Consider the following 25,641-nt stretch of genomic DNA (forward strand, 5'->3'; position numbering starts at 1 on the left):
TTCCCCCTGCGGTCGCGGTCGTCCGCAGTGCACCCGCGGCCGGTCCCCGCCCATCATAGAGAACCGAAACGATCGATTCGATCGAAGGCGTTCAACCGGTCATTGACGGCGTGGGCGGCGCGTTCATATATTCGGCACAGACCCGCCCCGCACGCCAGCATCTCGAACCCCTCCCGGGAGCCCCGCGCATGCTCACGCACGACCAGGACGGATCCCCGCGCACACGAACCCACGACCAGGACGGATCCGCGCGCGACCTCACCTACGACCCGGACGGATTCCGGCGTGGCGGCCGCCCCCACCGCATCGTCTCCGGGGCCCTGCACTACTTCCGTGTCCACCCCGACCTGTGGGAGGACCGGCTCACCCGGCTCCGCGCCCTCGGCGTCAACACCGTGGACACCTACGTCCCCTGGAACTTCCACGAGACCGCCCCCGGCAAAGCCGACTTCACCGGCCCCCGCGACCTCGCCCGGTTCCTGACCCTCGCCGCCGGCCTCGGCCTCGACGCCATCGTCCGCCCCGGCCCCTACATCTGCGCCGAATGGGACTTCGGCGGCCTGCCCGCCCGCCTCCTCGCCCTCGACGGCCTGCACCTGCGCTGCTCCGACCCCCGCTTCCAGGCCGAGGTCGACGGCTGGTTCGACTGCGTCGTCCCCGAGCTGCTGCCGTTGCTCGCCGGCCGCGGCGGCCCGGTCGTCGCCGTACAGATCGAGAACGAGTACGGCTCGTACGGCAACGACGCCCGCTACCGCGCCCACGTCGAGCAGGCCCTCACCGCACGCGGCGTCGACTGCCTGCTGTTCACCGCCGACGGCCCCGAAGACGCCATGCTGCAAGGCGGCATGCTCCCCGGCCGGCTCGCCACGGCCACCTTCGGGGCCGAACCGGCCCAGCGCCTCGCCCACCTGCGCCGCTACCAGCCCACCGGCCCGCTCGCCGCCATGGAGTTCTGGATCGGCTGGTTCGACCACTGGGGCGAGCAGCACCACGTCCGCTCCGCCGACGAAGCCGCGCGGTCCCTCGGCGAACTGCTCGCCACCGGCGCCTCCGTCAACCTCTACATGGCCCACGGCGGCACCAACTTCGGCTTCTGGGCCGGCGCCAACCACACCGGCTCACGCCCCGGCGACCCCGGCTACCAGCCCACCACCACCAGCTACGACTACGACGCGCCGATCGGTGAGGCGGGCGAACTCACCCCCAAGTTCCACGCCTTCCGCGAGGTCATCGGCAAGTACCTACCGCTGCCCGACGGCCCCCTGCCCGGACTCCCGCCCCGCATCACCCCCGCCCTCGCCACCCCCGCCGGCGCCGCGCCGCTCCTGGCCCACCTCCCCCTCCTCGGCGGCGCCCCCGTCGCGCGCCCCGCGCCCGAGCCCATGGAGAAACTCGGCCAGGACCACGGCCTGATCCACTACCGCACCACCATCACCGGCCCCCGCCCCGCCATGCCCGTACGGATCGACGGCCTCGGCGACCGCGCCTACCTCTTCGCCGACGGCCACCTCCTCGGCGTCCTCGACCGCAACGCCCCCGACGACGGCATCGACCTCCCCGTCGACGAAGGCGGAGTCGTCCTCGACGTGCTCGTCCGCGCCCAGGGCCGCGTCAACTACGGCCCGCTCCTGGACGACCGCAAGGGCATCTGGCGCGGCGTCCGCCACGGCCACCAGCACCTGTTCGAGTGGGAGGTACGGCCCCTGCCGCTCACCGACCTCACCGGCCTGCGGTGGTCACCCGAACACCCCGAGCAGGGCCACCCCGCGTTCCACCGTTTCACCCACACCCTCCCCACCGCCCCCGCGGACGGCTTCGTCGACGTCGGCGGCTGGGGCACCGGCCTGCTGTGGCTGAACGGCTTCCTGCTCGGCCACTACGACACCCCGCGCGGCCCGCAGCGCACCCTGTACGCCCCCGCGCCCCTGTGGCGGACCGGCGAGAACGAACTCGTCGTCCTCGAACTGGAACGCCCCGGCGCCGAACTGCCCCTGCGCGACCAGCCCGACCTCGGCCGCCCCACGGTCGTCACCCTCCAGTGAAAGAGAAGGCCCGTACGTGAAGCGCACCGGCGCCCGGCTCGCCGACGGCCGCGAGATCCTCTACTACGACGCGCAGACCGACCCCGAAACCGACGGCGCCACCCGCGCCTTCCCCGACACCCGCGCCCTCGACCCCTCCGCCCTCGTCACCACCTCCGAGGTCCGCCGCGACCCGCTCCTCGGCGACGCCGTCGTCATCGCCTCCCACCGCCAGGGCCGCACCCACCTGCCGCCCGCCGACGCCTGCCCGCTCTGCCCCTCCACACCCGGACGGACGAGCGAGGTCCCCGCACCCGACTACGAGGTGGCCGTCTTCGAGAACCGCTACCCCTCCCTCGCCGGAGACACCGGACGCTGCGAGGTCATCTGCTTCACCCCCGACCACGGGACCTCCTTCGCCGAACTGGACGAGGAGCGCGCCGCACTGGTCCTGGCCGCCTGGACCGACCGCACCGCCGAACTCTCCGCCAGGGAAGGGGTCCGGCAGGTCTACTGCTTCGAGAACCGGGGCGCCGAGACGGGCGTGACCCTCGCCCACCCCCACGGCCAGATCTACGCCTTCTCCTACGTCACCCCCCGCACCACCCGCATGCTCGCCACCGTCGCCGCCCACCGCGAGCGCACCGGGGGCAACCTCTTCGAGGAGGTACTCGCCCACGAGCGGGCCGACGGCAGCCGCGTCGTCCTCGAAGGCGAGCACTGGACCGCCTTCGTCCCCTACGCGGCCCGCTGGCCCTACGAAGTGCACCTCTACCCGCGCCGCCGCGTCCCCGACCTGCCCGCCCTGGGCCAGGAGGCGCGCGCCGAGTTCCCCCGCCTGTACCTGGAACTGCTGCGCCGCTTCGACCGTCTCTTCGAGCGCCCGGAGCCGACCCCGTACATCTCCGCCTGGCACCAGGCACCCACGGGCGAGGGCCGCGACCGCGACGACTTCGCGCTGCACCTGGAGCTGTTCACCGTCCGTCGCGCGGCCGACAAGCTCAAGTACCTCGCCGGAACCGAATCCGGCATGGAGGCCTTCATGAACGACATCCGGCCCGAGGACGCGGCCGCGCGCCTGCGCGAGGTGGCGAGCCCGTGAACGAGACGGCGCGCGCGTTCCGCGACCTGTACGGACACCGGCCGTACGGGGTGTGGGCGGCCCCCGGCCGGGTCAACCTGATCGGCGAACACACCGACTACAACGACGGCTTCGCCCTGCCCTTCGCCCTCCCGCAACGCACCGAAGTGGCCGCCGCCCCGCGCTCCGACGGCCTGCTGAGGCTCCACTCCGCCGCGACCGGCTCCGGGGTGGTCACCCTCGACCTCGCCGCCCTCGACCCGGCACACCGGCCGCGGGGAGCCGACGGCTGGGCCGCGTACCCGGCCGGGGTGGCCTGGGCGCTGCGCGAGGCGGGGCTCCCGGTCGGCGGCGCGGACCTCCACGTACGCTCCGACGTGCCGACCGGAGCAGGACTGTCCTCCTCCGCCGCCCTGGAGGTGGCGACCGCCCTGGCCCTCACCGAGCTGTACGGGCTCACGCCCACCCGCCCCGAACTGGCCGCCCTGGCCCGCCGCGCCGAGAACGCGTACGTGGGCGTGCCCTGCGGGATCATGGACCAGACGGCCTCCGCCTGCGCCACCGAGGGCCACGTCCTGCGCCTGGACACCCGAGGCCCCGCACACCACGCCATCCCCTTCGACTGCGCCTCCGCGGGCCTGAGCCTCTTGGTCATCGACACCCGCGTCAAGCACGACCTGGCCGACGGCGCCTACGCCGAACGCCTCGCCTCCTGCCACGGGGCGGCCGCCCGCCTGGGCCTGCCGGCGCTGCGCGACCTCGCGTACGAGGACCTGGACCCGGCACTGACCCGGCTCGACGATCCGGTCGCACGCCGGCGGGTCCGGCACGTCGTCACCGAGAACGCACGCGTGCTGCGGGTCGGTGCGCTGCTCGACGCCGGACGGCTGCGCGAGACGGGACCCCTGCTCACCGAGGGCCACGTCTCCCTGCGCGACGACTACGAGGTGTCCTGCCCGGAGCTCGACCTCGCCGTGGCCACCGCCAACGCGGCGGGCGCGTACGGGGCCCGGATGACGGGAGGGGGCTTCGGCGGCTCCGCCCTGGCCCTGATCGACGCGGAAGCCGAACCGGCGGTGGTCCGGGCCGTGACGGACGCGTTCGCCCGCGCCGGCCACGCCCCGCCCCGCATCACCGCGGCCACCCCCTCGGCGGGCGCGGCCCGCGTCGCGTAGGGACGGCCTCAACGCCCCTCGGTGCAGAAGACGCACCCCTCCCACCACGGCAGCGCGTCCAGCACCCGGTGGCGGACGCAGGAGGCACACGCCGCCCCGGGTGCGTCGGGCATCACCTCGCGTGCCCGGGATCCGGCGGTCTCGGGGTCGAAGTCCCCGACCATGGAACGGAACTCCCTCAGGTACCCTTCCGCCCGCGCGGGCTCGTAGGACAGCTCCTCCCACCGGTGGCGGCCGAGCGCGAGGTCGACGACGTCGAGCACGAACCCCTTGGCCGCCGCCCGCTCCGCGGGCGTCCCGCCCCAGTCGAGGTCGCCGAGGCGGAAGCCGACCACGCCCCGCCCCATCACGTTCTGGTCCTGCAGCGTCAACAGGGCGGCGAAGCGGAAGTGGCAGGGTTCCCGGGCGAGCGTGGACACCGCCAGGACCAGTACGTCGACGAAGACGGCGGTCGCGTTGTTGTTCAGGTCCAGGCAGCGGCCCTCCGCCCAGTGGAAGAGGTTCGACATGTCATCAGTGTGGCGCACCCTTGCGTTGCCGGCCTTGCGGCGAAGGGGGCTGCGTAGACTGCCGATTTGATCCAGAACCTGTCCGACGAGTGTGGAGGAAGAACCCGTATGCGCTATCTCCCCCTGGGCAATTCAGGGCTCCTGGTCTCCGCCGTCGGCCTCGGCTGCAACAACTTCGGTGGACGCCTCGACGCGCAGGCCACCCGGGCCGTCGTGGACGCCGCACTCGACGCGGGCGTCACCCTGTTCGACACCGCCGACATCTACGGCGGGGCCGGCGGCTCCGAACGCCACCTCGGGCAGGCGCTCAAGGGACGACGCGACCAGGTCGTCCTCGCCACCAAGTTCGGGTACGACGGCGTCGACATGGGGTACGGGCCCGCCGCAGGGGCCCGTGGCGGCCGTGCGTACATCCGGCGCGCCGTCGAGGAGTCCCTGCGCCGCCTGGAGACCGACCACATCGACCTGTACCAGCTGCACAGCCCCGACCCGGCCGTTCCCGTCGCCGAGACCCTCGGCGCCCTCGGCGAACTCGTCACCGAGGGGAAGGTCCGCTACATCGGCCACTCCAACCTCAGCGGTTGGCAGCTCGCCGAAGCGGCCCACACCGCCCGCGAGACCGGCGCGACCCCCTTCGTATCAGCTCAGAACGAATGGTCGCTGCTCCAGCGCTCGGCCGAAGCGGAGCTCGTCCCGGCCGCGCTGCACTACGGAGTCGGCGTCCTGCCCTACTTCCCCCTCGCCAACGGCCTGCTCACCGGCAAGATCCGCCGGGGCGCGCCCGTCCCGGCCGGCTCCCGCCTCGAAGGGCGCGACGCGTACCTCACCGAGGAGCGGCTCGACACCGTCGAGGCCCTCGCCGCGATCGCCGAGAAGTACGACCGCACCGTTCTCGAACTCGCCATCGGCTGGCTGTCCGCCCAGCCGGCCTGCTCCTCCGTCATCGCCGGCGCCACCTCCGCCGAACAGGTCCGCGCGAACGCGGCAGTCGCCGACCGCCCGCTGGAAGCGGAGCTGCTCGCGGAGATCGACGCCGTCGCCTGAGCGGGCCGGCCGCCCCGTACGGAAGCCGTCGACGACCCCCTGCGGTCCTCGACGGCTTCCTTCACGTGCGTACGGCCCCGGCCGCCCTCAGGACACGATGTCCTTCCGGGCGAACCCCCGGAACGCGAGCGCGAACAGCACCACCGCGTACGACACCGACACCGCGGCACCCTTGATCATCCCGCCCCACTCCAGCTGCGGCTGGAGCGCGTCCGCCCACGCGAACTGCCAGTGCGCGGGCAGGAACTCCCGCCAGGAGCCGAGCGCGGTCACCGCGTCCAGCACGTTCCCGACGATCGTCAGCCCGACCGCACCGCCCACCGCGCCGAGCGGCGCGTCGGTCCGCGTCGACAGCCAGAACGCCAGCCCCGCCGTCACCAGCTGCGACACGAAGACGAACACGACGACCAGCGCCAGGCGCGGCACGGCGTCACCGGCGTCCAGCGCACCGCCGGTGGGCAGCCTGAGCGGGCCCCACCCGTACGCGGCCGTGCCCGCCGCCAGCGCCACTACCGGCAGCAGCACCATCGCCGCCAGACTGAACCCCAGCGCGACCACGAGCTTGCTCCACAGCAGCCGCGCCCTCGGCACCGGCGAGGCCAGCAGGTAGCGCAGCGAGGACCAGCTCGCCTCCGACGCCACCGCGTCCCCGCAGAACAGGGCCACCGGCACCACCAGCAGGAACCCCGCCGACACGAAGAGGCAGGTCGCCGCGAAGTTGGCGCCCGAGGCGGTGGCGGTGTCGATGAGCGTGACCCGCCCCTCCGCGCCGCCCCGGCCGCCGCCGTCCTGACCTCCGCCCACCGCGAACGCGATGATCATGATGAAGGGCAGCGCCGCCAGCACCCCGCCCATCACCAGCGTCCGCCGCCTGCGCCACTGCCGCAGCGCCTCCACGCGCAGCGGGAGCGTCCGCCCGGGCCGGTACCCCGGGGCCGTCTCCACCACAGCCGTCACGCCGCACCTCCGATCAGCGTCAAGAACGCGTCTTCCAGCCTCCGGTGCGGGCCCACCGCGGACACCGGGACCTCCAGCCGGACGAGTTCGGCGATCAGCCCGGCGGCGCTCGCACCGTCGAGCCGTACGAGCAGCCCCGCATCTGCGGCCACCACGGAACCCACTCCCTCCAGCGCCGCCACCTTCTCGACCACGCCCTCGTCCACCGGCCCGGCCAGGGCCACCAGCAGGGTGTCCCCGCCACCGGTGATCTCCGCGACCTCACCGGCCCGCACGAGCCGCCCGCGGTCCATGACCACCAGGTGCGTGCACGACTGCTCGACCTCCGCCAGCAGGTGGCTGGAGACGATCACGGTCCGCCCGCCGGCCGCGTACCGGATCATCACGTCCCGCATCTCCCGGATCTGCGGAGGGTCCAGGCCGTTCGTCGGCTCGTCCAGGATCAGCAGGTCCGGCATCCCGAGCATGGCCTGCGCGATCGCGAGCCGCTGCCGCATGCCCTGCGAGTACGTGCGCACCGCGCGCTCCAGGGCGTCGCCGAGCCCGGCGATCTCCAGCGCCTCCGCCATGTGCGCGTCCTCGGCGGGCCGGCCGGTGGCCTGCCAGTACAGCTCCAGGTTGGCCCGGCCCGTCAGGTGCGGCAGGAAACCGGCGCCCTCCACGAAGGCCCCGACCCGCGACAGCACCGGGGCCCCGGCCCGCACCGCGTGCCCGAACACCCGGATCTCCCCGGCGTCCGGGGTGATCAGCCCCATCAGCATCCGCAAGGTGGTGGTCTTCCCGGCGCCGTTGGGCCCGAGCAGACCGAGCACCTGGCCCTTCTCCACCCGGAACGACAGGTCCTTTACGGCGTAGCGGTCGCGCGCCTTCGCGTAGCGCTTCGTCAGCCCGGTGATCTCCAGGGGTACGTCGGCCCGCGCGGGTTCGGGCTGCGGTGCGCCCGGCCGGGTCCCGCCGCGACCCCCACCGGTCCTCCGGATCCCCAAGATCCCCGCGGCCAGTGCCACCGCCGCGAGCGGCAGCCCCCAGGTCCAGGCGGGCAGTCCGCCGGGCGCCGTCCGCACCCCGTCGGCGACGGGCACCGTCAACGGCCCCTCCACGGCCACGGTGTACGTGGCCGGCTCGGCGGGGGAGGCGTAGCCCAAGTCAGTGGCCGCCACCACCAGTCGCAGCCGGTGCCCGGCCTCGACGGCGTGGTCGACGGCCGGAAGCCGCAGCTCCACGCTCCGGCCCCGCCCCGCGTCAGTCACCCGTACCGGCGCCGCCAACTGACCCGGCAGCACCGCCTGCCGCCCGTCGGGCCCGACGTCGTACACCTTGCCGAACAGCACCGCCGAACCGTCCGCGGCCGTCGACCCCACCCTCACCTTGACGGTCGGGGTGCCGGTGATCCGTACGCCCTCGCCCAGCGGCTCCGACTCGAACCGGGCGTTCTGCCCGGGGAAGTCGAGCGACAGCCCCGCTCCGAAGGCGGCGAGCTGTCCGCCGATGCCGGGCAGCGAGGACAGCGACGGCGGGCTCGCACCGGCCGGGTTGACGAAACTCTGCTCCCGGCCGACGAGGGCGAACCCGCGCGGGCCGGAGGACAGGCCGGGGTACTCGTCGCCGCTCGCCCCCCGCAGCCGCACGGCGCCGTCGGTCGAGTCCAGTCCGCCGGAGCGCGAGACCCGGAACACGGGACCGGTGGCCGCGCCCTCGTCGCCCTTGAGGTACCGGTCGAACCAGGCGGTCACCCGAGCCTCGACCCGGACCGCCTCGCGCATCCCCCCGTCATGGCCGCCGGCCGCCCAGTCCACCGCCACCGGAGCACCGTTCGCGGAGATGGCCCTGGCCATGGCATCGGCCTGGTCCAGCGGGAAGAGGGAGTCGTCCTGGCCCTGCACGATCAGGGCCGGCACCTTGATCGCGCCGCCGACGGCGGACGGGCTGCGCCGCTCCAGCAGCGCACGGGCCTCGTCGTCGGGCTTCCCGGACACCGCGACCCGCTCGTACATCGCGCAGAGCTCCGGCTGGAACCGTCCACAACCGGCCGCGGAGGCGGCCGCGGATCCGGTGGCGGAGGCGGCTCGGGGCCCGGCGGCCGGCTGACCCGGCGTCAGGCCCTGCGCCGAACCGGTGGTGAAGAAGACACCGGCCCACAGCTTCTTGAACACGCCGTTCGGGAAGAGGGAGTCGGCGAGGTTCCAGTACGTGATCTGCGGGGCGATCGCGTCCACACGGCGGTCGTACCCGGCGGCCAGGAGCGCCGCCGCACCGCCGTAGGAGGCCCCGGCGACCCCCACGCGCGGATCGCCGGCCGCGTCGAGGCGCACCTCGGGGCGCAGGGCGAGCCAGTCGATGAGCCGGGAGACGTCCTTGACCTCGTGGTCGGGGTCGTTCAGCCCGATCCGGCCGCCCGAGTGGCCGAAACCGCGCGCCGACCAGGTGAGGACGGCGTACCCGTCGCGGGCCAGCCGCTCCGCCTGCGCGCGGACGTCGTCCTTGCTGCCGCCGAAGCCGTGGCCGAGGAGGACGGCGGGACGTTTCCCCGTGCCCCCTTCCCCCTCGCCGGCGGTGAAGTACGAGAGGTCGATCCCGGCACCGGGCATCTGCACCACCCGGTCCATGCGGTGCACCGCCGGGCCGTCGGCGGAGGCCACGGCCGTGACGGTGCCGGTCGCCGCCAGGACGGCGACCGCGGCGGCGCCGGCGAGGAGACGGTCCCGGCGGCGCCGGGGGAGTCGGAGCTTCATACGGGAACCCTACGGGTCCGGCCGCGTGCGCCGAGGAGCCCTCAGGCTGAGCCCGGGACGTCCTCGAGGACTACACCGGCGGCCCTGGATACCGCACTCGCGGTACGCGTCGCCCGGGCCCCCTCGCCGCGACCCGCGCCCCGACCTGCGCGGGGCGCCCGACGGCGGCACTATGGTCCGCATGCTGCTGGCCGAGGTCGCTCGCGTGTCCCGGGAGGTCGCCGAGACCTCCGCCCGCTCCCGCAAGACCGCCCTGCTCGCGGAGCTGTTCGCCGCCACGCCGCCCGGGGAGGCGGCGCTTGTCATCGCGTACCTCGCCGGACGGCTGCCGCAGGGCCGCCCCGGAATCGGCTGGAGCGCGCTCGGCCGGGAGGTCGCGCCCGCCGAGCGGCCCACCCTGACCGTGGGCGCCGTCGACGCTGCCGTCACCCGCCTCGCCGCCGTCTCCGGTGCCGGCTCGCAGGCCGAGCGGCGCCGCCTCCTGGACGGCCTGTTCGGCGCCGCCACCGGCCCCGAACAGCGGTTCCTGCGGAGCCTGCTGTCCGGAGAGGTGCGCCAGGGCGCCCTGGACGCCGTCGCGCTGGAAGGGGTGGCCGCCGCCGCGGGGGTGCCCGCCGCCGCACTGCGCCGGGCCGTGATGCTGGACGGCTCGCTGCCCCGGGTCGGGGCCGCCGTCCTCGCCGAAGGCGCCGAAGCCCTGCGGGCGGTCACGCTGCGCGTCGGCCGGCCCGTCCAGCCGATGCTCGCGGGCACCGCCCCCTCAGTGGCCGACGCGGTGGCCGCGCTCGGGCCCTGCGCCGTGGAGGAGAAGCTGGACGGCATCCGGGTACAAGTCCACCGCACGGGAGAGGACGTACGCGTCTACACCCGCTCCCTCGACGAGATCACGGGCCGGCTCCCCGAGGTGGCCGCCCTCGCCCTCACCTTGCCCGGCGACCGGTTCATCCTCGACGGCGAGGTCATCGGGGAGGGCGCCGACGGCCGCCCGGTGCCCTTCCAGGAGATCGCGAGCCGGGTCGGGTCCCGGCTGGACGTGGCGGCCGCCCGCCAGACCCTGCCCGTCAGCGCCTACTTCTTCGACGTCCTGGCCGCCGGGGACGACATCCTGCTCGACCTGCCGGTCCGCGAGCGGTACGCGGTGCTCGCGGAGCTGGTGCCCGAGACCTCCCGGGTGCGCCGACTGGCCGTCGAGGACCCGGCGGAGCAGTCGGCCGACGCCGAGGCGTTCGCGGCCGAAGCGCTGCGCCGGGGGCACGAGGGCGTGGTGGTCAAGGGCCTCGACTCTCCCTACGCCGCCGGCCGGCGCGGCAAGCAGTGGCTCAAGGTGAAACCGGTGCACACCCTGGACCTCGTCGTGCTGGCCGCCGAGTGGGGCCACGGGCGGCGCACCGGCCTGCTGTCCAACCTGCACCTGGGCGCACGGGCCGCGGACGGAAGCTTCGCGATGCTCGGCAAGACCTTCAAGGGCCTCACCGACGAGATGCTGCGCTGGCAGACCGAACGGCTGCGGGAACTCGCGGTGCGCGAAGAGGGTTACACCGTGTGGGTACGTCCGGAGCTCGTGGTGGAGATCGCCTACGACGGCTTGCAGCGTTCCCCGCGCTACCCGGCCGGGGTCGCGCTCCGCTTCGCCCGGGTGCTGCGGTACCGCCCGGACAAGAACGCGCAGGAGGCGGACACGGTCGAGACGGTGCTCCGCGACCGCACGACCGAGGACCGCACGACCGAGGACCGCACGACCGACGACCGCACGGACTGAGGCTCTTTGCCTCAGAGGCAAGAGGAATTGTCAGACAGGCAAATCTCTGGCTCAATCGGAACATGACCACCGGTCCCGCCCCCGGCTTCGAGACCCACGCCGACGCCGACGAACCCGCCGAAGGCGAGGCGCTGCCCGCCGTCGCGCCGCAGCTGCGCGAGTTGCGCCGCCGCGCCGGACTGACGCTGGAAGCCGCCGCCGCCCGGGCCCGGCTCTCGCCCGCACACCTGTCCCGCCTGGAGACCGGGCGGCGCCAGCCGTCCTTGCCCCTGCTCCTCGGCCTCGCCCGCACCTACGGCACGACCGTCTCCGAGCTGCTCGGCGAGACCCCGGCCGTAGCCGATCCCATCGTAAGGGCGGGCGGACCCGGGGCCCGCGAGTCGGACGGCTGGACGTACTGGCAGGCCGGCGGCTCCGGCCGCGGCATGCAGGCGCTGCGCGTGCACGTCCCGGCCGGCCGCGGGCAGGGCGAGCTGGTCCGCGTCCACCCCGGCGAGGAGTGGCTGTACGTGCTCACCGGCACGCTGCGGCTGCACCTGGGGGAGGCCGAGTACCTGCTGGAGCCGGGCGACAGCGCGCACTTCGACTCGCTCACCCCGCACCGGATCGGTGCGGCGAGCGCTGCCGGGACGGACATCCTGTTCGTCCACACCCTGCTGCAGAGCAGCCTCGCCGGGCTGTGCCTCGGCGGGGCGGCCACGAACCCCGTCAACCCCCGCTGACCGAGGAGCCGCACCCATGCCCCCCACCCCGTCGCCCGAGCAGCCCGTGGGCGTCCTCAAGCGCATCGAGTCCAAGTTCCCGCGCGGGCTGGTCATCCGGCTCGTCGCCTACCTCTTCGTGGGCCACCTCTTCGCCGGCTTCGTCTACATGCTCTTCGTCCTCGGGGCCCGCAACCAGTGACGGCGCGGTGGCCGGCGCCGCACCCAGCCGAGCACCAGCACCGACGCCACCGCCGCGAACGCGCACCAGGTGGAGGCGAACTCCAGCCGCCACAGCCCCGCACAGACCACCGCGCCGGCGGCCAGGACCGCCCCGAGCAGCCGCAGCCGGCGGTCACCGCCGAGCAGCAGGGCACCCAGCGTGGCGAACAGATAGCCGGCGAGGACCGGCGCCGGGTACGGCACGTCGACGCCGTAGCCGATGGTGCGGCCGCGGATGCCCGCCGACACGGGGCCGGTGGCGAGGCAGTACGCGAGGACGCCGGCCGTGGCGAGGCCGGCGGCCACCGGCCACCACAGCCGTCGCGGCGCCCCCGGCCCGGACGCCAGCAGCACCCCCAGCGACACCCACGCCGGCAGCACCGGCAGGGCGATCGCGGCCCACGCGGTGGCGGCCGTGCCGCAGCCCCCGCCGGAGTCCCAGACGGCCGCCTCCAGCAGCTGGTGGACGCCGAGCAGCAGCGGCAGGGCGGCGACGGGCAGATCGCGCGCCCGCCGCACGCGCAGCACGCAGGCCGCCCCCACGGCGGTGATGACGGTGCCCGCCGTCAGGTCGGCCGTCGCGCTCCAGCACATCGCGGTGCGAGGGCCTCACCCCTTGGCCGCGCGCGGAGGTTCGCGGGGCGCCTCCGCCGTCCGCGGCGGTTCCAGCGGTGGCGAGGCCACCCCGCAGCACGTGCGGCACAGCGGGTGGCACGCCGTCGGAACGGGGTTGCGCACGGTCGTCCACGCCAGCACCGCTCCCACCACGAGCACCCCCGCGCACCAGGCCATGGCCCGCCCGAAGGCCGCGTCGAAACGCGTCGCGGAGAGGTAGGAGTCGGGGCCCATTCCCGCGAGCAGCGGCAGCGCGGCCACCGCGAGCAGCCCGGCGGCCCGCGCGGCGGCGTTGTTGATGCCGCTGGCCAGGCCGGCCCGGCCGGGATCCACCGAAGCCAGCACCGTCGCGGTCAGCGGAGCCACCAGCGTCACCATCCCCATCCCCATCACGACCAGCGCGGGCAGCACGTCCCACGGGTACGAGGCGCCCGGTCCGACGCGCAGCATCAGCAGCATCCCGCCCGCGCACAGCAGCGGGCCCACGGTCAGCGGGAGCCGCGGCCCGATCCGCTCCCCGAGGGCCCCCGCGCGGGCCGAGAGCAGCAGCATCAGCGCCGTGGTCGGCAGCAGCGCGGCCCCGGCGGCCATCGCCGAGTACCCGCAGACGACCTGGAGCTGGAGCACCACGAGGAAGAAGAAGCCGCCGAAGGCCGCGTACACGCACAGGGTGACGAGGTTGACGGCCGTGAACTGGCGGGAGGCGAAGATCGACGGCGGCACCATCGGGTACTGCCTCCGCCGCTCGACGCAGACGAACAGGACTCCCAGCAGCAGGCCGCCCACCGCCGTGGCGACCACCAGCGCGGTACCGGACCGGGCCTCGATCAACGCGTAGGTGAGCAGGCCGAGCGCGGCGGCCCCGATCACGGCTCCCGCCACGTCGAACCTCCCGTGCGCCTGCGGATCCCGTGACTCCGGTACGTGTCTCAGCGCCACCGGCACGCACAGCGCGGCCAGCGGCACGTTCAGCAGGAACACCCAGCGCCAGCCGGGCCCGTCGACCAGCCACCCGCCGAGGAACGGCCCCACGGCCGCGCCGACACCGCCCAGCCCGGACCACAGACCGACCGCCCGAGCCCGGTCGCCGCCCCGGATCGAACCCTGGATCAACGCGAGGGAGCCGGGTGTCAGCAGCGCCCCGCCGATGCCCTGGAGGGCGCGGGCTCCGATCAGCACACCGGCGTTCGGTGCGATCCCGCACAGCAGGGAACCGGCGGCGAACCACACGACGCCCAGCACGAAGACCCGCCGCCGCCCGAATCGGTCCCCGAGCGCCCCGCCGACCAGGATCAGCCCGGCCAGGGTCAGCAGGTAGGCGTTCACCGTCCACTGGAGCACCGAGAGGTCGGCGCCGAGGTCCTTTCCGATGCTCGGCAGCGCGACGTTGACCACCGTCGAGTCCAGCAGCGCCATGCTCGACCCGAGCACGGTGGTGAGCAGGATCCAACGCCCCCGTGCCGAGGCCAACGGCACATCGGGCACCCCACCCTCGACGGGCGGCGGAACCACCCGCCCGACGGACGGCTCACGCGGCGGCTCGACAGCTCCGGTCATGCCACCAGGCTCACCCCCTCACCCCGGAAACACCACCCGGCCGGGGGACGGCTCCGTGCCGGGGGCCGAGGGCCCGGTGTCGAGGCGGGAGTAGTACTCGGTGGAGAGGATCCGTTCCCGGGTGTCGGCCGGCAGGCGCAGGAGAATGCCGGGGAGGGAGCGCTCCCGCGCCGCTTCACTGCGGTGCGCGGTGATGGCGGCCCACTTCTGCCCCAGCCAGGCGCTCACGTCGACCGTCGCGGTGATGTGCTCGTCCGGCACGCTCCACAGCTTCTTGCCCACCAGGGCCAGGAGCGGGCCCAGCTCGCCGACCCCGGAGTGCGGATGGGTGGCCAGGTGGAGGGCGGTCGGCCGCCAGGGCGCTCCCGCGCCGGGATACAGGTGTTCGAGCCCGGCGGCGTGTACCGCGGCGGCGGCCAGCCGATGGGTGCGGACGTGGTCCGGGTGACCCGTCAACTGGCCGTGGGCGTCATGGGTGACGACGATGTCCGGACGGAACGCGCGCACGTGCCCGACGAGCAGCCCGACCACCTCGTCGAACGGCGCGTCACACAGCCGCGGCCGTCCGGGCGCCGACTCGGGGACGCGTGCGTCGGCGAACCCGAGCATGCGGGGGCGTCCGGCTCCGAGGGCGGCCAGGGCATCGGCGAGCTCGGCGGCCCGATGGCTGTCCGGGGCCCAGGTGGTGGTGACGACGGCGGTGCGCGCGCCGGCGGCGGCGTGCCGGGCGAACACGCCCCCGACGAGGAGCGACTCGTCATCGGGGTGGGCGAAGACCCCGAGGAGCGACGGTTTCGACGCGTGGGGTGCGGTCACGGCCGTTCCCCTTTCCGTGCCGTCAGCTGGAAGAGCCGGGCGGTGTGCATGTACGGCGGCCGTGCAGTGGCGGCGAGCTCCAGGCGTTCGAGTTCGGCGTAGAACGCCGGGTCGTACTTGCGCGCGTCGTCGGCGATGTAGTCGCAGAAGCTGCGGATGCCGTAGTGCTGCACGTCCTGGCAGCCGAGGCCGCGGAGGACGGCAATGATCTCATCGGCTACGTGGAGCGCCAGCGTCGAGTCGAACATCCGGGTCCGCGATTGATCGGTGCCGAGGGAGGCCCGCGCGGCGGCCGGATCCCCCTCGCGAACGGCGAGTCTCAAGGTCGCCGAGTGCCGGTTGACGGCCATCACCGAGAGCAGGCCGCCGGGTCTCAGTGGAGTAAGGGGGGTGGCGAGGGTACCCGGCGCGTCGTCCACGTACTGCAGGAGGTTGTGGCACAACACCACGTCGAAGCCCGCCCCGCAAAGCTCCGCGGGCAGAGCAGCCACGTCGGCCTGCACGCAGGTGATCAGCTCCGTGAGGCCGGCCGCCGAGGCGCGCGCGGTTGCCGCGGCGAGCATGGCGGGGGAGTAGTCGACAACGGTGACGTGGTGCCCACGGGCCGCGAGGCGCATCGCATCGCCGCCGTCGCCGCCCGCGAGATCCAGTACGCGAAGCGACCCCTCACCCGGCCCTTCGAGGTGCCGGACCAGGTTCGCCTCGGCGATCGCGTAACGCAGGCGGCCCCAGGGGGCGTCCTGCCATTCCTGCCAGGCAGTCATCGCGGTGTCGAACTTCTCGGGAGCTCCATCCGTCCGGGGACGGTATCGCCGCGGCCGCACAGGCGGGGGACAAGTGGTCCGTCGATGGTGTCCCGCTCCTGGACGCGGCTCTTCGGACAGCGGCCGGCGGCGGGACGTGCGTACCGGCATACGGGTGGACGGGGGTGGGCGCGGCGGGAGCGGGGCGGTGGCGGGGGAGCGGGGGGATAGCGTGGGGGACCATGACGCTGCGGAGTGGGCAGGCGCGCGCGGGGGAACTGGCCGAGGCCGCCGGGGACGGAGCCGTGTGGGCCGTCGGCGGGGTCGACGGGGTGGAGGCCGCGGGCGGGGACCAGGACGGCGGGCTCGATGTCAGCGGGCTCGCCGCCGTGCTGGCGCTCTGGCCCGTCATCGGCAGCCTCGTCGCCCAGGGGGAGCTGGCACTGCACACCCCGGTCGCCGCCTACGGGGCCCAGGCGCCCGACGGGAGCACCGCCCATCACCTCCTCACACGGCCCGGTGGCGTCCCCGGACTGACCCGGCTCGCGGAGCACCTCTGCGGCGGGCCGCTCGCCGAGCACGCCGGCGCACGCATCTGGCGGCCCCTCGGCATGACGCGTACCCGCCTCACCGGCGCCACCCTGCACACCACCGGCGCCGACCTCGCCCGGTTCCTGCGCCACCTGCTCTCCCCGGCCGACCATCCGATCCCCCGCGCCTGGACCGCCGAGTCGCTGCGCATCCGGACCGGCGAGCTGACTCCGGCCCGCGGCCTCCTCTGGCGCCCGGCGCCCTCGGGGGTCTGGGTCCACGGCGACGGCCCCGCCCTGTGGGTCTCGCCCGCCCGGCGCCGCTGGGCGGTGCTCGTCCCCGCGTCCCCGGACGGCCCGCCGCCCACCGCGTTCCGCGAGGCGGCGTTCGCCGCTCCACTCCCGTAGCGCACCCGGAGCGCGCACCCACCACCCCCGACGTACGGTGATCCCGATGTCACCGACCGAACAGGCAAGGTGGTCCCGGCAATGACCCAGTCGACCACGACGGCCGGCCGCGGCCCGGCCGGGACCGGAGCCGGGACCGCCGGAGCCGGGCAGCCCGCCAGGGCCGGGCGGGCCGAGACGGTCCGCTTCGCCGCCACCCACGCCCTGCCCGATCTCGTACGCGGCTTCGTGACCCGCCGCCCGCACACGGCCCGGACCTGGCCCGCCCTCGCCCGCCCGCACTGGTCCGCAGCCACCCTGCGGGCCATGCGCGCCCGGCACGGCGGAGCACCCGTCCTCGTGCGCGGTCTGTCCGGAACGCTGCTCGTCATCCTCGACCCGCAGGACCTCCACCAGTTCTACTCGGCGCCCCCCGGCAGCCGCGAGGACCGGCGCGAGATCGACGACGCCGTCCTCGCGTCCGGCACGGCCGTCCACCCCTCCTGCGCCCCCTTCCTCTCCGTCATCGCCGAGGAGGCCCGGCAGCTCACCGGCCAGGGGACCCTCCGGCTCGCCCGCGCCCGGCACGCCGTCGCCCGGGCCGGCCGGCGGATGGTGCTCGGTGACGAGGCCGCCGACGACGAGGAACTCGCCGGATGGCTGCGCCGGTTGCGCGGCGGCCGCACCCGCGCCGTCGGGGAACTCTCCGACAAGGCCGCCGCCCGCATCGGGCAGTACGCCGCCCACGCCGAGCCGCACACCCTGATCGGGCGGGCCCGCCGGCACGCCGACTCCACCGGCCGGGCCCGCCACTGGCTCCAGGCCATGGACTCCGTCCCCGCGACCCTGCTGCGCACCCTGCTGCTCCTCGCCGCGCACCCCGCCGAGCAGGACGTGGCCGCCGCCGAGGCCCGGGCGGCCGACGCGGGCACGGGCGAACTGCCCAGGCTGCGGGCCTGCGTCCAGGAATCGCTGCGGCTCTACCCGGTGGTGCCGGACCTGATCCGGATCACCCGCGCCGAAACCGAGTGGAGAGGGGTGCGCCACCCCGTCGGGACCGCCGTGCTGCTGCCCGTCCTGTTCCACCAGCGCGACCCCGAACACCTGCCGGCCGCGCACGTCTTCGTACCCGGACGGTGGTCGTCCCACGGGGCGCGCCAGGACGTCCGGATGGCCCCGTTCAGCCACGGAGCGGGCCGCTGCCCCGGGGACCAGCTGGGCCTGCTCGTCGTGGCCGCCTTCTGCGCGGAGGTGCTGCGCGGACACCGGGTACGGGACGGGCGCCCCGCGCTGGACCCGATGGGGCCGCTGCCCGTGACGCTCGACCCGCGCGGGATCCGGCTGGGGCTGGCCCGCCGATGACCCCGCCCACGAGAGCGCCGTTGAGCCGGCCCAGGACCCCGCCGTCGAGCCGGCCGATGCGCGGGCCGTCGAGCCTGCCGACGAGGTGGCTCACGACCCCGCCGATGAGCCGCCGCCCAGCCCGCCGGTGAACGCGTTCGCCGGAGCCCGTGACCGGATCCGAGCCACCGAGGTGCCCATGCCCGACACCCCGACCTCCGCGTCCGCCACCGAGGACGCCGAACTGCTGCGCGCCTTGTGCCTGGAGCTGGCCGAGGCGGCCGACGCCGTGGACGAGGCCGCCCGCTACGCCTCCGGCCTCGCCCTCGGAGCCCGCCTCCCCGCCGCCTCCCTCGGCCGCGGCGGGCGGCCCGGGCCCGCGTGGCGCACCCTGCTGCGCACCCTCACCGACCCGGCCGGCCTCGGCTGGGCCGCGCGCGGCCGGGGCGCGGCCCGGGCCGGGTGGCTCGCCGGGATCCTGGCCGGCCGCGAGAGCCTCGCCGTCAGCCTCGCGGTGTGCGGCCTCAAGGCCAGGCTCCGGGCCGCGCGCGAGGCGCACCCCGAGCTGATGGCGGATCCGGACTCCGCCGCCGTGTTCCGGGCGGCGGAGGCGGGACGGCAGGGCGAGGCCGTCCGGCTGTTCCGCGGGATCCTGCGGGAGCGGGGCGCCGGCCGGGCGTTCGGCCTGCTGGCCCCGTCCTTCGCCGACATCCTCGCCTGGGACGCGCTGACCGACGACAACCCCTTCAACGACCACGCGGGCTGGCAGATCGCCACCGGCCGGGGCAGGCCCGCCCCGCGGCTGGTCGGGCTCGGCGCGGCCTTCCGCGCCTTCCTCGGACGCGGTCCCCGCCGCACCGGTGGCAGCAGGTGATCCGCCAGACCCACCCCGGAGGACACGGATGAACCACCTTCCCCCGACCCCCAGGGGCCGGCGCCGCCCGCCCGGCCCCGCCGACGGCCTGCGCGCCCACTCCGACGCACTGCGCTCACACGCCGAACGGCTTCGCTCCGTCGCCGCCGACCTCGGGCGCCGGGGCTCGTATGCCGACCCCCTCCACGCCGAGGTCACCCTGCTCGCCGAGCGCTGCGCCGTCGCGGCCGGCGGCCTGACCCTCGCCGCCGCCCAGCTCGACGCCCCGCGGCGATCGCGGCGATCGCGGCGCCCGGCGGGACCGGCGCTCCGCCGCAAGGATCCCTAAGGGCGCTCCCGCAGCGCGGTCACGGCCCGCTCCGCGGTCTGCGCGGCCGTCCCCGCCACATCGACGACCACACCGGCCTCGTCGTCCTGCAGCGGTTCCAGCGCGGCGAGCTGGGAGTCCAGCAGCGCGACCGGCATGAAGTGGCCCGTGCGCTCCTCCAACCGCTTCTCGATCAGCGCCCGCTCGCCGGTGAGGTGGACGAAGACCACCCCGGGCGCCGCCGCGCGCAACCGGTCGCGGTAGCCCCGCTTGAGGGCGGACGCGGAGACCACGCCGCCGCCGTGCCCCGCCGCCCGGCCGAGCCACTCGCCGATGGCGTCCAGCCACGGCCGACGGTCGGTGTCGTCCAAGGGCGTGCCGCCCGACATCTTGGCGACATTGGCCGCCGGGTGGAACGCGTCGCCCTCCGCGAACGGAAGGCCGAGCGCGTCCGCGAGCAGCCGGCCCACGGACGTCTTCCCCGATCCCGCCACGCCCATCACCACGATGACGCCCCCGGCTCCGGCCCCCTGCCCCATGTCACGCACCTCCCCCTCCGTCGCCGCCGCTCTCCCCGCTGGAGCCGGTCGGCAGGACGTATTCAAGCGGAGAGCGGAGTCCGAGAGGAGACCGTGCCGCCACCGGGCGCTCTCGGCCAAAGGCCGAATACCGTCGACGGCCCCGGCAAACACCCCACGCGGCAAGATCACCGCTTCGAGGTAAACCCACGGCTTCACAGGGCCGAGTGGGGGTACCGGCAGTTACCGTTCCCATGGATCTGGCCGGATTCCGGAGGTTCAGCCTCTTATTTCCTCTTTCACCGGTTGACGTGCACGTAAGCCGATCACCTCCCTTGTTAAGGAGAGCTCGCCCGATGACCGTTGACACCAGCCCGGAAGCGCACCTGGAGCCCCCCCGGCAGTCCAGCCTGGGCACGGCGGCCGCCCGCAACCTTGCCACCACGACCAAGTCCGCTCCGCAGATGCAGGAGATCACCTCCCGCTGGCTGCTGCGGATGCTTCCCTGGGTGGAGACCAAGGGCGGCGCCTACCGGGTGAACCGCAGGCTGAGCTACGCCGTCGGGGACGGGCGCATCGAGTTCCTCCAGGACGGCGCGCACGTCCGGGTGATCCCCCGCGAGCTCGGCGAACTGGCCCTGCTGCGCGGCTTCGACGACGTGGACGTACTGACCGCGATCGCCGGCCGGTGCGTGCAGCGCGACTTCCGCGCGGGCGAGGTGCTGGTCGAACGCGGTGACCCCGCCGAGCAGATCCACCTGATCGCCCACGGCCGGATCCGGCAGACCTCCGTCGGCAAGTACGGCGACGAGGTGGCTGTCGCCGTACTCGCCGACGGCGACCGTTTCGGGGAGAGCGCCCTGCTGGACGGCGGCGCCAGGTGGGACTGCACCGCCACCGCCGAGACGGGCGGCACCCTGCTCACGCTGTCCCGCGCCGACTTCTCCGCCGTACTGTCCACGGCGCCCCATCTGCAGGAGCACGTCCGGCAGTTCAGCTCGCTGCCCCGCCAGCGGCAGAACAAGCACGGCGAAGCCGAGATCGCGATGTCGTCCGGCCACACCGGTGAGGCCGAGCTGCCCGGCACCTTCGTGGACTACGAGCTCAAGCCGCGCGAGTACGAACTGTCCCTCGCGCAGACCGTGCTGCGGATCCACACGAGGGTCGCCGACCTCTACAACGAACCCATGAACCAGACCGAGGAGCAGCTCAGGCTCACCATCGAGGCGCTGCGCGAGCGCCAGGAGCACGAGCTGATCAACAACCGGGAGTTCGGTCTGCTCCACAACGCCGCCTTCAAGCAGCGGATCCAGACGCACTCCGGCCCGCCCACCCCGGACGACCTCGACGACCTGCTCTGCCGCCGGCGTGGCACGAAGCTGTTCCTCGCGCACCCCCGGACGATCGCCGCGATCGGGCGCGAGCTCAACGCCCACGGGCTCTACCCGGACCACGTCGACGTCGGCGGCCAGCAGGTCCCGGCCTGGCGCGGGGTCCCGATCCTGCCCTGCAACAAGATCCCGATCACCAAAGAGAACACCAGCTCCATCCTCGCGATGCGCACCGGCGAGGACAACCAGGGCGTCATCGGTCTGCGTCAGACCGGTCTGGCGGAGGAGTACGAGCCGGGCCTGTCGGTGCGCTTCATGGGCATCGACGAAAGGTCGATCATCTCCTACCTGGTGACCACCTACTACTCCGCTGCCGTCCTGGTGCCCGACGCGCTGGGCGTGCTGGAGAACGTACGGATCGCCCGCAGGCCCGAGTAGCGGGACCTGCCCGACCGCGCCGGCCGCCCCATGACCCACGACGGCCCGGACCGTCCCGGGCCGCCCGAGCATGCCCATGGTCCGGGACAGCCCGCCCACACCCCCAAGGAGCCACGGATGCCCGAGCCCGGGCTTTCCCCTCTGCAATCGAGCCTGCCCGGGGCCGCCGCCCGCTTCGGGGCCCATGTCCTCGCCGACGTCCTCGCCAAGGCCACGGGTGTCGCGGCCGCCGCCGGCTCCGGGCCCGCGCTCCCCTCCCCGCCCGCCGTCCCCCTCCCCCCGCCGGTGGCCGTGTCCGCAGGAGCGCCCGCACCAGCACCCGTGGCAACACCCGTTGACGTGGACGCGGACGTGCCCGCCTCCGTGCGGGAGGGCGCTGCCGCGGTGGTGCGGCGGAGCCCCGCCCTGGAACGGATCCTGCGCGGCCCCAGCGGTCTGGGTACGGCGAGCCTCTACCCCGGCCGGCACGTGCAGCCGGTGGCTCCGGGGGTACCCGTGCCGGCGGTTCCCGAGGCGCCGGAGCCCCCGCAGGGCCGCCCCATCCCGGGCCTGTACCACCATCCCGTGCCGGAGCCCGATGCGGCGCGGGTGCAGGAGGTCAGCCGGAGGATCAAGGCCTGGGCCCTGGACGAGGTCGAGCTGTACCCCGAGGACTGGGAGGACCAGTTCGACGGGTTCTCCGTCGGTCGCTACATGGTCGCCTGCCATCCGGACGCCGCGAGCGTCGACCACCTGATGATCGCCACCCGGCTGATGGTCGCGGAGAACGCGGTCGACGACTGCTACTGCGAGGACCACGGCGGCTCGCCCATCGGTCTCGGCGGACGCCTCCTGCTGGCGCACACCGCCCTCGACCCCCTCCACACGACGGGGGAGTACCAGCCGCAGTGGGTGGAGTCACTGGGCGCGGACGCTCCACGGCGCGCGTACCGCTCCGCCATGGAGTACTTCGTCCAGCAGTCCACGGCCTCCCAGGCCGACCGGTTCCGGCACGACATGGCCCGGCTCCACCTGGGCTATCTCGCCGAAGCCGCCTGGGCCCAGACCGACCACGTCCCCGAGGTGTGGGAGTACCTGGCGATGCGGCAGTTCAACAACTTCCGCCCCTGCCCCACCATCACCGACACCGTCGGCGGCTACGAACTGCCGGCCGACCTGCACGCGCAGCCCGCCATGCAGCGGGTCATCGCACTCGCGGGCAACGCCACCACGATCGTCAACGACCTGTACTCGTACACCAAGGAACTCGCCAGTCCCGGCAAGCACTTGAACCTTCCGGTGGTGATCGCCGAACGCGAGGGCGTTTCCGACCGCGAGGGCTACTTGAAGGCGGTCGAGGTCCACAACGACCTGATGCGCGACTTCGAAGCCGAAGCCGCCGCCCTGGCCGCCGCCTGCCCCGTTCCCAGCGTGCAGCGCTTCCTGCGGGGAGTCGCCGTATGGGTCGACGGCAACCACTACTGGCACCAGACCAACACCTATCGCTACAGCCTCCCCGACTTCTGGTAAGGATTGGATCCATCTGTGACTAGCACCGATCTCACCGCGGCCACCTCCGCCTCCGTGTTCATCCCCGGCCCGGCGACGCCCTACCAGGGCGACATCGCCCGCTACTGGGACGTCGAGGCACGGCCGGTGAACCTGCGGCTCGGCGATGTCGACGGCCTTTACCACCACCACTACGGCATCGGTGACGTCGACCACGCCGCCCTCGGCGACCCGGGCGACAGCGCGTACGAGAAGAAGCTGATCGCCGAACTGCACCGCCTGGAGTCGGCGCAGGCCGAGGTCCTGCTGGACCACCTCGGTCCGATCGGTCGGGACGACACGCTCGTGGATGCCGGCTGCGGCCGCGGCGGCTCGATGGTGATGGCCCACCAGCGCTTCGGGTGCAAGGTCGAGGGAGTCACCCTCTCGGCCAAGCAGGCCGAGTTCGCGAACCGGCGCGCCCGTGAACTCGGCATCGAGGACCACGTCCGGGCCCGTGTCTGCAACATGCTCGGTACGCCCTTCGAGACCGGGCGGGCCGCGGCCTCCTGGAACAACGAGTCGAGCATGTACGTCGACGTGCAGGACCTCTTCGCCGAGCACTCCCGCGTCCTCGCGGTCGGCGGCCGCTACGTGACCATCACCGGCTGCTGGAACCCGCGTTACGGCCAGCCCTCGAAGTGGGTCTCCCAGATCAACGCGCACTTCGAGTGCAACATCCACTCCCGCCGTGAGTACCTGCGGGCCATGGCCGACAACCGTCTCGTACCGCAGGCCGTCATCGACCTGACCCCGCAGACCCTGCCCTACTGGGAGCTGCGGGCCACGTCCTCGCTGGTCACCGGGATCGAAGAGGCGTTCATCAACTCCTACAAGGACGGCTCGTTCCAGTACGTCCTGATCGCGGCCGACCGGGTGTGACCGGCCCCGGACCACGGGCCTGGTCCGTCATCCGACGGACCCGGCCCGCGCCGTTGCCCCGGCACGTGCTTGCGGCGCCGGGTCGAAGCCCCTGGCGATGAGCCGGACGGCCAGCGTCACCTCCCACGCGAAGACCGGGAGCGCCGCCAGCGAGCCCGCCGCCGAGACCTGCGGGTAGAGGCCGAACAGCACGGCGGTCGCCGACGCGCAGGTCATGGCCCCGCCGACCAGGCCGAGCACGGCGAGGGGGCGGGGCACGAGCCGCGAGCGGTACATCAGGGACGCCAGCACCAGGGTGTTCGCCCCCAGGACGAAGTTGGGGCCGAAGAGGAACGTCCAGTCGTGGATCGCGATCAGGGCGTCGCCGGCCGTGGCGAGGGAGGCGGAGTCACCGGTGCCCGCTCCCGCCGATCGTCTGCGCAGCGTCACGACCGACAGCACGCTGATGATGCCGACGACGATCACGGCCGCCTCCAGCAGGCGCCCGCACACGTAGCCCAGGGCGGCCCCTTCGCCGTGCCGCTTGACGACCGGGAACAGGACGACGCCGGTACCGATCACGGCGAGGGCGAGTACGAACTCCGACAAGGCGCCGAGGAAGACCCGGACGTCCGCGCCGGAGCCGGTGACGTAGGCCGCGCCGTGCAGCGCGGGTCCGTAGAGCGTGAGCCCGCCGATCGCCGCTGTCTCGGTGACGAGGAACAAGACGCCCGCGAGGACGGCCGTTCTCCTGGTTGCGCTCATGTGGACCTCCTAGGAGGTGTACGGCGTACACCTGCGGAGCACAGTAGGTGTACGGCGTACACTCGTCAAGCCGGGCCTCCGGCACCGACTGCGAAGGGAGCCGACCGGGATGGCGGAACGGACCGGGACCGCACGCCGGTCCCCCCTGAACCGGGACCGGGTGCTGCGCGTGGCCGTGGCGCTCGCCGACGACACGGGCATCGAAGGCCTGAGCATGCGCAAGCTGGCCCAGGAATTGGGCGTCGTACCGATGGCGCTCTACAAACACGTCGCCGGCAAGGAAGAACTGCTGGACGGCATGGTGGACGTCGTCGTCGGCGGGATCGACGACCCGCCCCCGGGAACCGACTGGAAGGACGCGGTCCGCAACCGGATCCTCTCCGCCCGGAGCGCCCTGCGCGGGCACGCCTGGGCCTCCCAGGTGCTCCGCTCCCGGAGCCGGCCGACTCCCGCCGTACTCGCCCACCTGGACTCGGTGATCGGAACGTTCCGTGCCGGCGGCCTGTCCGTCGACCTCACCCACCATGTGATGCACGCTCTCGGGAGCCGGGTCCTCGGCTTCACCCAGGAGCTGTACGACACCCCGCCACCGCAGCCCACCCCGCCGGACCCCGGTCCCGCGGCCGAGGCTTCGGCCGCGGCCGCGGCGCGGTACCCCCACGTCACGGAGCTGGCCCGGGCGGTGGCCCACGACCAGGGGTCGGTGGTGGGCCAGGGCTGTGACGACCAGTTCGAGTTCGAGTTCGCCCTGGACCTGCTCCTGGACGGCTTCGAGAAGCTCCACAAGCAGGGATGGAAGTCCACGAACGCGGGCGGCACGCGGCGCTAGG

24 protein-coding genes are annotated in these 25,641 nt (G+C 74.1%); 15 read left to right on the plus strand and 9 right to left on the minus strand.

The window, feature by feature from the left end:
• Positions 1-188 precede the first annotated feature (188 nt).
• From OHA81_RS28215 to galK, 3 genes are read left to right on the plus strand one after another with little or no spacing between them, the layout of a single operon-like run.
• A complete protein-coding gene (locus OHA81_RS28215) occupies positions 189-2,042 on the plus strand; it encodes a glycoside hydrolase family 35 protein (protein ID WP_329200485.1) in 1,854 nt (617 codons plus the stop codon).
• Positions 2,043-2,058: 16 nt separating this feature from the next.
• Entirely contained in the window at positions 2,059-3,123 is a 1,065-nt protein-coding gene (gene galT / locus OHA81_RS28220) for a galactose-1-phosphate uridylyltransferase (protein WP_329200487.1), read from the plus strand.
• Complete coding sequence (gene galK, locus OHA81_RS28225; RefSeq protein WP_329200489.1) at positions 3,120-4,277, plus strand: galactokinase; 1,158 nt, start codon at positions 3,120-3,122, stop codon at positions 4,275-4,277. Before galT ends, galK begins: the two co-directional genes overlap by 4 nt.
• An 8-nt stretch (positions 4,278-4,285) precedes the next feature.
• Here galK and OHA81_RS28230 read toward each other — a convergent pair whose 3' ends face one another.
• Positions 4,286-4,786, minus strand: a complete 501-nt coding sequence (locus OHA81_RS28230) for a hypothetical protein (protein WP_329200491.1) — start codon at positions 4,784-4,786, stop codon at positions 4,286-4,288.
• A gap of 108 nt (positions 4,787-4,894) precedes the next feature.
• On the opposite strand from OHA81_RS28230, the gene OHA81_RS28235 reads away from it, so the two are divergent.
• Positions 4,895-5,830, plus strand: coding sequence for an aldo/keto reductase (locus OHA81_RS28235; RefSeq protein ID WP_329200493.1), 936 nt, complete (start codon positions 4,895-4,897; stop codon positions 5,828-5,830).
• Positions 5,831-5,917: 87 nt separating this feature from the next.
• Here the strand turns inward: OHA81_RS28235 and OHA81_RS28240 are convergent, their stop codons facing one another.
• Positions 5,918-6,787 (minus strand): ABC transporter permease, encoded by an 870-nt coding sequence (locus OHA81_RS28240; protein WP_329200494.1) that lies wholly within the window; start codon positions 6,785-6,787, stop codon positions 5,918-5,920.
• On the minus strand, positions 6,784-9,519 hold the full coding sequence (locus tag OHA81_RS28245; RefSeq protein ID WP_329200496.1) for an alpha/beta fold hydrolase: 2,736 nt from the start codon (positions 9,517-9,519) through the stop codon (positions 6,784-6,786). Before OHA81_RS28245 ends, OHA81_RS28240 begins: the two co-directional genes overlap by 4 nt.
• A 181-nt stretch (positions 9,520-9,700) precedes the next feature.
• Here OHA81_RS28245 and OHA81_RS28250 point away from each other — a divergent pair, with 181 nt between their 5' ends.
• The 3 genes from OHA81_RS28250 to OHA81_RS28260 all read left to right on the plus strand — a co-directional run bounded on the left by OHA81_RS28250 (position 9,701) and on the right by OHA81_RS28260 (position 12,181).
• Complete coding sequence (locus OHA81_RS28250; protein WP_329200498.1) at positions 9,701-11,278, plus strand: ATP-dependent DNA ligase; 1,578 nt, start codon at positions 9,701-9,703, stop codon at positions 11,276-11,278.
• A 62-nt stretch (positions 11,279-11,340) separates the two neighbouring features.
• Positions 11,341-12,000 carry a helix-turn-helix domain-containing protein gene (locus OHA81_RS28255; protein WP_329200500.1) on the plus strand — a complete coding sequence of 220 codons (660 nt, stop codon included), beginning with the start codon at positions 11,341-11,343 and terminating at the stop codon, positions 11,998-12,000.
• Positions 12,001-12,016: 16 nt separating this feature from the next.
• Positions 12,017-12,181 carry a DUF6126 family protein gene (locus OHA81_RS28260; protein WP_329200502.1) on the plus strand — a complete coding sequence of 55 codons (165 nt, stop codon included), beginning with the start codon at positions 12,017-12,019 and terminating at the stop codon, positions 12,179-12,181.
• Here the strand turns inward: OHA81_RS28260 and OHA81_RS28265 are convergent.
• The 4 genes from OHA81_RS28265 to OHA81_RS28280 form a co-directional block, all read right to left on the minus strand.
• A complete protein-coding gene (locus OHA81_RS28265; RefSeq protein WP_329200503.1) occupies positions 12,145-12,795 on the minus strand; it encodes a DUF6629 family protein in 651 nt (216 codons plus the stop codon). The genes OHA81_RS28260 and OHA81_RS28265 overlap by 37 nt on opposite strands.
• Positions 12,796-12,810: 15 nt before the next feature.
• Entirely contained in the window at positions 12,811-14,301 is a 1,491-nt protein-coding gene (locus OHA81_RS28270; RefSeq protein WP_329202580.1) for an MFS transporter, read from the minus strand.
• A 90-nt stretch (positions 14,302-14,391) separates the two neighbouring features.
• On the minus strand, positions 14,392-15,189 hold the full coding sequence (locus tag OHA81_RS28275; RefSeq protein ID WP_329200505.1) for a PIG-L deacetylase family protein: 798 nt from the start codon (positions 15,187-15,189) through the stop codon (positions 14,392-14,394).
• On the minus strand, positions 15,186-15,953 hold the full coding sequence (locus tag OHA81_RS28280; RefSeq protein WP_329200507.1) for a methyltransferase domain-containing protein: 768 nt from the start codon (positions 15,951-15,953) through the stop codon (positions 15,186-15,188). The genes OHA81_RS28275 and OHA81_RS28280 overlap by 4 nt, the downstream gene beginning before the upstream one ends.
• Positions 15,954-16,174: 221 nt before the next feature.
• On the opposite strand from OHA81_RS28280, the gene OHA81_RS28285 reads away from it, so the two are divergent.
• The 4 genes from OHA81_RS28285 (at position 16,175) to OHA81_RS28300 (ending at position 19,392) form a co-directional block, all read left to right on the plus strand.
• A complete protein-coding gene (locus OHA81_RS28285) occupies positions 16,175-16,870 on the plus strand; it encodes a hypothetical protein (RefSeq protein ID WP_329200509.1) in 696 nt (231 codons plus the stop codon).
• An 81-nt stretch (positions 16,871-16,951) separates the two neighbouring features.
• Complete coding sequence (locus OHA81_RS28290; protein ID WP_329200511.1) at positions 16,952-18,211, plus strand: cytochrome P450; 1,260 nt, start codon at positions 16,952-16,954, stop codon at positions 18,209-18,211.
• Positions 18,212-18,389: 178 nt separating this feature from the next.
• On the plus strand, positions 18,390-19,064 hold the full coding sequence (locus tag OHA81_RS28295) for a hypothetical protein (protein ID WP_329200513.1): 675 nt from the start codon (positions 18,390-18,392) through the stop codon (positions 19,062-19,064).
• 28 nt (positions 19,065-19,092) lie between these two features.
• Positions 19,093-19,392, plus strand: coding sequence for a hypothetical protein (locus OHA81_RS28300; RefSeq protein WP_329200515.1), 300 nt, complete (start codon positions 19,093-19,095; stop codon positions 19,390-19,392).
• Here the strand turns inward: OHA81_RS28300 and OHA81_RS28305 are convergent.
• The gene (locus OHA81_RS28305) at positions 19,389-19,910 is read right to left on the minus strand and encodes a gluconokinase (protein WP_329200517.1); all 522 of its coding nucleotides are present in this window, start codon (positions 19,908-19,910) and stop codon (positions 19,389-19,391) included. The genes OHA81_RS28300 and OHA81_RS28305 overlap by 4 nt on opposite strands.
• Positions 19,911-20,245: 335 nt before the next feature.
• On the opposite strand from OHA81_RS28305, the gene OHA81_RS28310 reads away from it, so the two are divergent.
• From OHA81_RS28310 to OHA81_RS28320, 3 genes are all read left to right on the plus strand, one after another.
• Positions 20,246-21,658 carry a family 2B encapsulin nanocompartment shell protein gene (locus OHA81_RS28310; RefSeq protein ID WP_329200518.1) on the plus strand — a complete coding sequence of 471 codons (1,413 nt, stop codon included), beginning with the start codon at positions 20,246-20,248 and terminating at the stop codon, positions 21,656-21,658.
• 117 nt (positions 21,659-21,775) lie between these two features.
• Positions 21,776-23,167, plus strand: a complete 1,392-nt coding sequence (locus tag OHA81_RS28315; RefSeq protein ID WP_329200520.1) for a family 2 encapsulin nanocompartment cargo protein terpene cyclase — start codon at positions 21,776-21,778, stop codon at positions 23,165-23,167.
• A gap of 15 nt (positions 23,168-23,182) precedes the next feature.
• On the plus strand, positions 23,183-24,067 hold the full coding sequence (locus tag OHA81_RS28320; RefSeq protein WP_329200522.1) for a geranyl diphosphate 2-C-methyltransferase: 885 nt from the start codon (positions 23,183-23,185) through the stop codon (positions 24,065-24,067).
• A 27-nt stretch (positions 24,068-24,094) separates the two neighbouring features.
• Here the strand turns inward: OHA81_RS28320 and OHA81_RS28325 are convergent, their stop codons facing one another.
• A complete protein-coding gene (locus tag OHA81_RS28325; RefSeq protein WP_329200524.1) occupies positions 24,095-24,811 on the minus strand; it encodes a DUF4386 domain-containing protein in 717 nt (238 codons plus the stop codon).
• 109 nt (positions 24,812-24,920) lie between these two features.
• Here OHA81_RS28325 and OHA81_RS28330 point away from each other — a divergent pair, with 109 nt between their 5' ends.
• Positions 24,921-25,640: a TetR/AcrR family transcriptional regulator C-terminal domain-containing protein gene (locus OHA81_RS28330; protein ID WP_329200525.1), complete on the plus strand. Its 720-nt coding sequence runs from the start codon at positions 24,921-24,923 to the stop codon at positions 25,638-25,640.
• Position 25,641 lies beyond the last annotated feature (1 nt).

It is taken from the genome of Streptomyces sp. NBC_00667, assembly GCF_036226825.1.
Lineage (GTDB): Bacteria > Actinomycetota > Actinomycetes > Streptomycetales > Streptomycetaceae > Streptomyces.

What these genes read in the sequence shown, in the direction of transcription:
- OHA81_RS28215 (WP_329200485.1), top strand. Translation starts at nt 189, where the DNA reads ATGCTCACGCACGACCAGGACGGATCCCCGCGCACACGAACCCACGAC.
- OHA81_RS28230 (WP_329200491.1), bottom strand. Translation starts at nt 4,786, where the DNA reads ATGTCGAACCTCTTCCACTGGGCGGAGGGCCGCTGCCTGGACCTGAAC.
- OHA81_RS28235 (WP_329200493.1), top strand. Translation starts at nt 4,895, where the DNA reads ATGCGCTATCTCCCCCTGGGCAATTCAGGGCTCCTGGTCTCCGCCGTC.
- OHA81_RS28245 (WP_329200496.1), bottom strand. Translation starts at nt 9,519, where the DNA reads ATGAAGCTCCGACTCCCCCGGCGCCGCCGGGACCGTCTCCTCGCCGGC.
- OHA81_RS28250 (WP_329200498.1), top strand. Translation starts at nt 9,701, where the DNA reads ATGCTGCTGGCCGAGGTCGCTCGCGTGTCCCGGGAGGTCGCCGAGACC.
- OHA81_RS28255 (WP_329200500.1), top strand. Translation starts at nt 11,341, where the DNA reads ATGACCACCGGTCCCGCCCCCGGCTTCGAGACCCACGCCGACGCCGAC.
- OHA81_RS28260 (WP_329200502.1), top strand. Translation starts at nt 12,017, where the DNA reads ATGCCCCCCACCCCGTCGCCCGAGCAGCCCGTGGGCGTCCTCAAGCGC.
- OHA81_RS28265 (WP_329200503.1), bottom strand. Translation starts at nt 12,795, where the DNA reads ATGTGCTGGAGCGCGACGGCCGACCTGACGGCGGGCACCGTCATCACC.
- OHA81_RS28280 (WP_329200507.1), bottom strand. Translation starts at nt 15,953, where the DNA reads ATGACTGCCTGGCAGGAATGGCAGGACGCCCCCTGGGGCCGCCTGCGT.
- OHA81_RS28285 (WP_329200509.1), top strand. Translation starts at nt 16,175, where the DNA reads ATGACGCTGCGGAGTGGGCAGGCGCGCGCGGGGGAACTGGCCGAGGCC.
- OHA81_RS28290 (WP_329200511.1), top strand. Translation starts at nt 16,952, where the DNA reads ATGACCCAGTCGACCACGACGGCCGGCCGCGGCCCGGCCGGGACCGGA.
- OHA81_RS28295 (WP_329200513.1), top strand. Translation starts at nt 18,390, where the DNA reads ATGCCCGACACCCCGACCTCCGCGTCCGCCACCGAGGACGCCGAACTG.
- OHA81_RS28300 (WP_329200515.1), top strand. Translation starts at nt 19,093, where the DNA reads ATGAACCACCTTCCCCCGACCCCCAGGGGCCGGCGCCGCCCGCCCGGC.
- OHA81_RS28305 (WP_329200517.1), bottom strand. Translation starts at nt 19,910, where the DNA reads ATGGGGCAGGGGGCCGGAGCCGGGGGCGTCATCGTGGTGATGGGCGTG.
- OHA81_RS28310 (WP_329200518.1), top strand. Translation starts at nt 20,246, where the DNA reads ATGACCGTTGACACCAGCCCGGAAGCGCACCTGGAGCCCCCCCGGCAG.
- OHA81_RS28315 (WP_329200520.1), top strand. Translation starts at nt 21,776, where the DNA reads ATGCCCGAGCCCGGGCTTTCCCCTCTGCAATCGAGCCTGCCCGGGGCC.
- OHA81_RS28325 (WP_329200524.1), bottom strand. Translation starts at nt 24,811, where the DNA reads ATGAGCGCAACCAGGAGAACGGCCGTCCTCGCGGGCGTCTTGTTCCTC.
- OHA81_RS28330 (WP_329200525.1), top strand. Translation starts at nt 24,921, where the DNA reads ATGGCGGAACGGACCGGGACCGCACGCCGGTCCCCCCTGAACCGGGAC.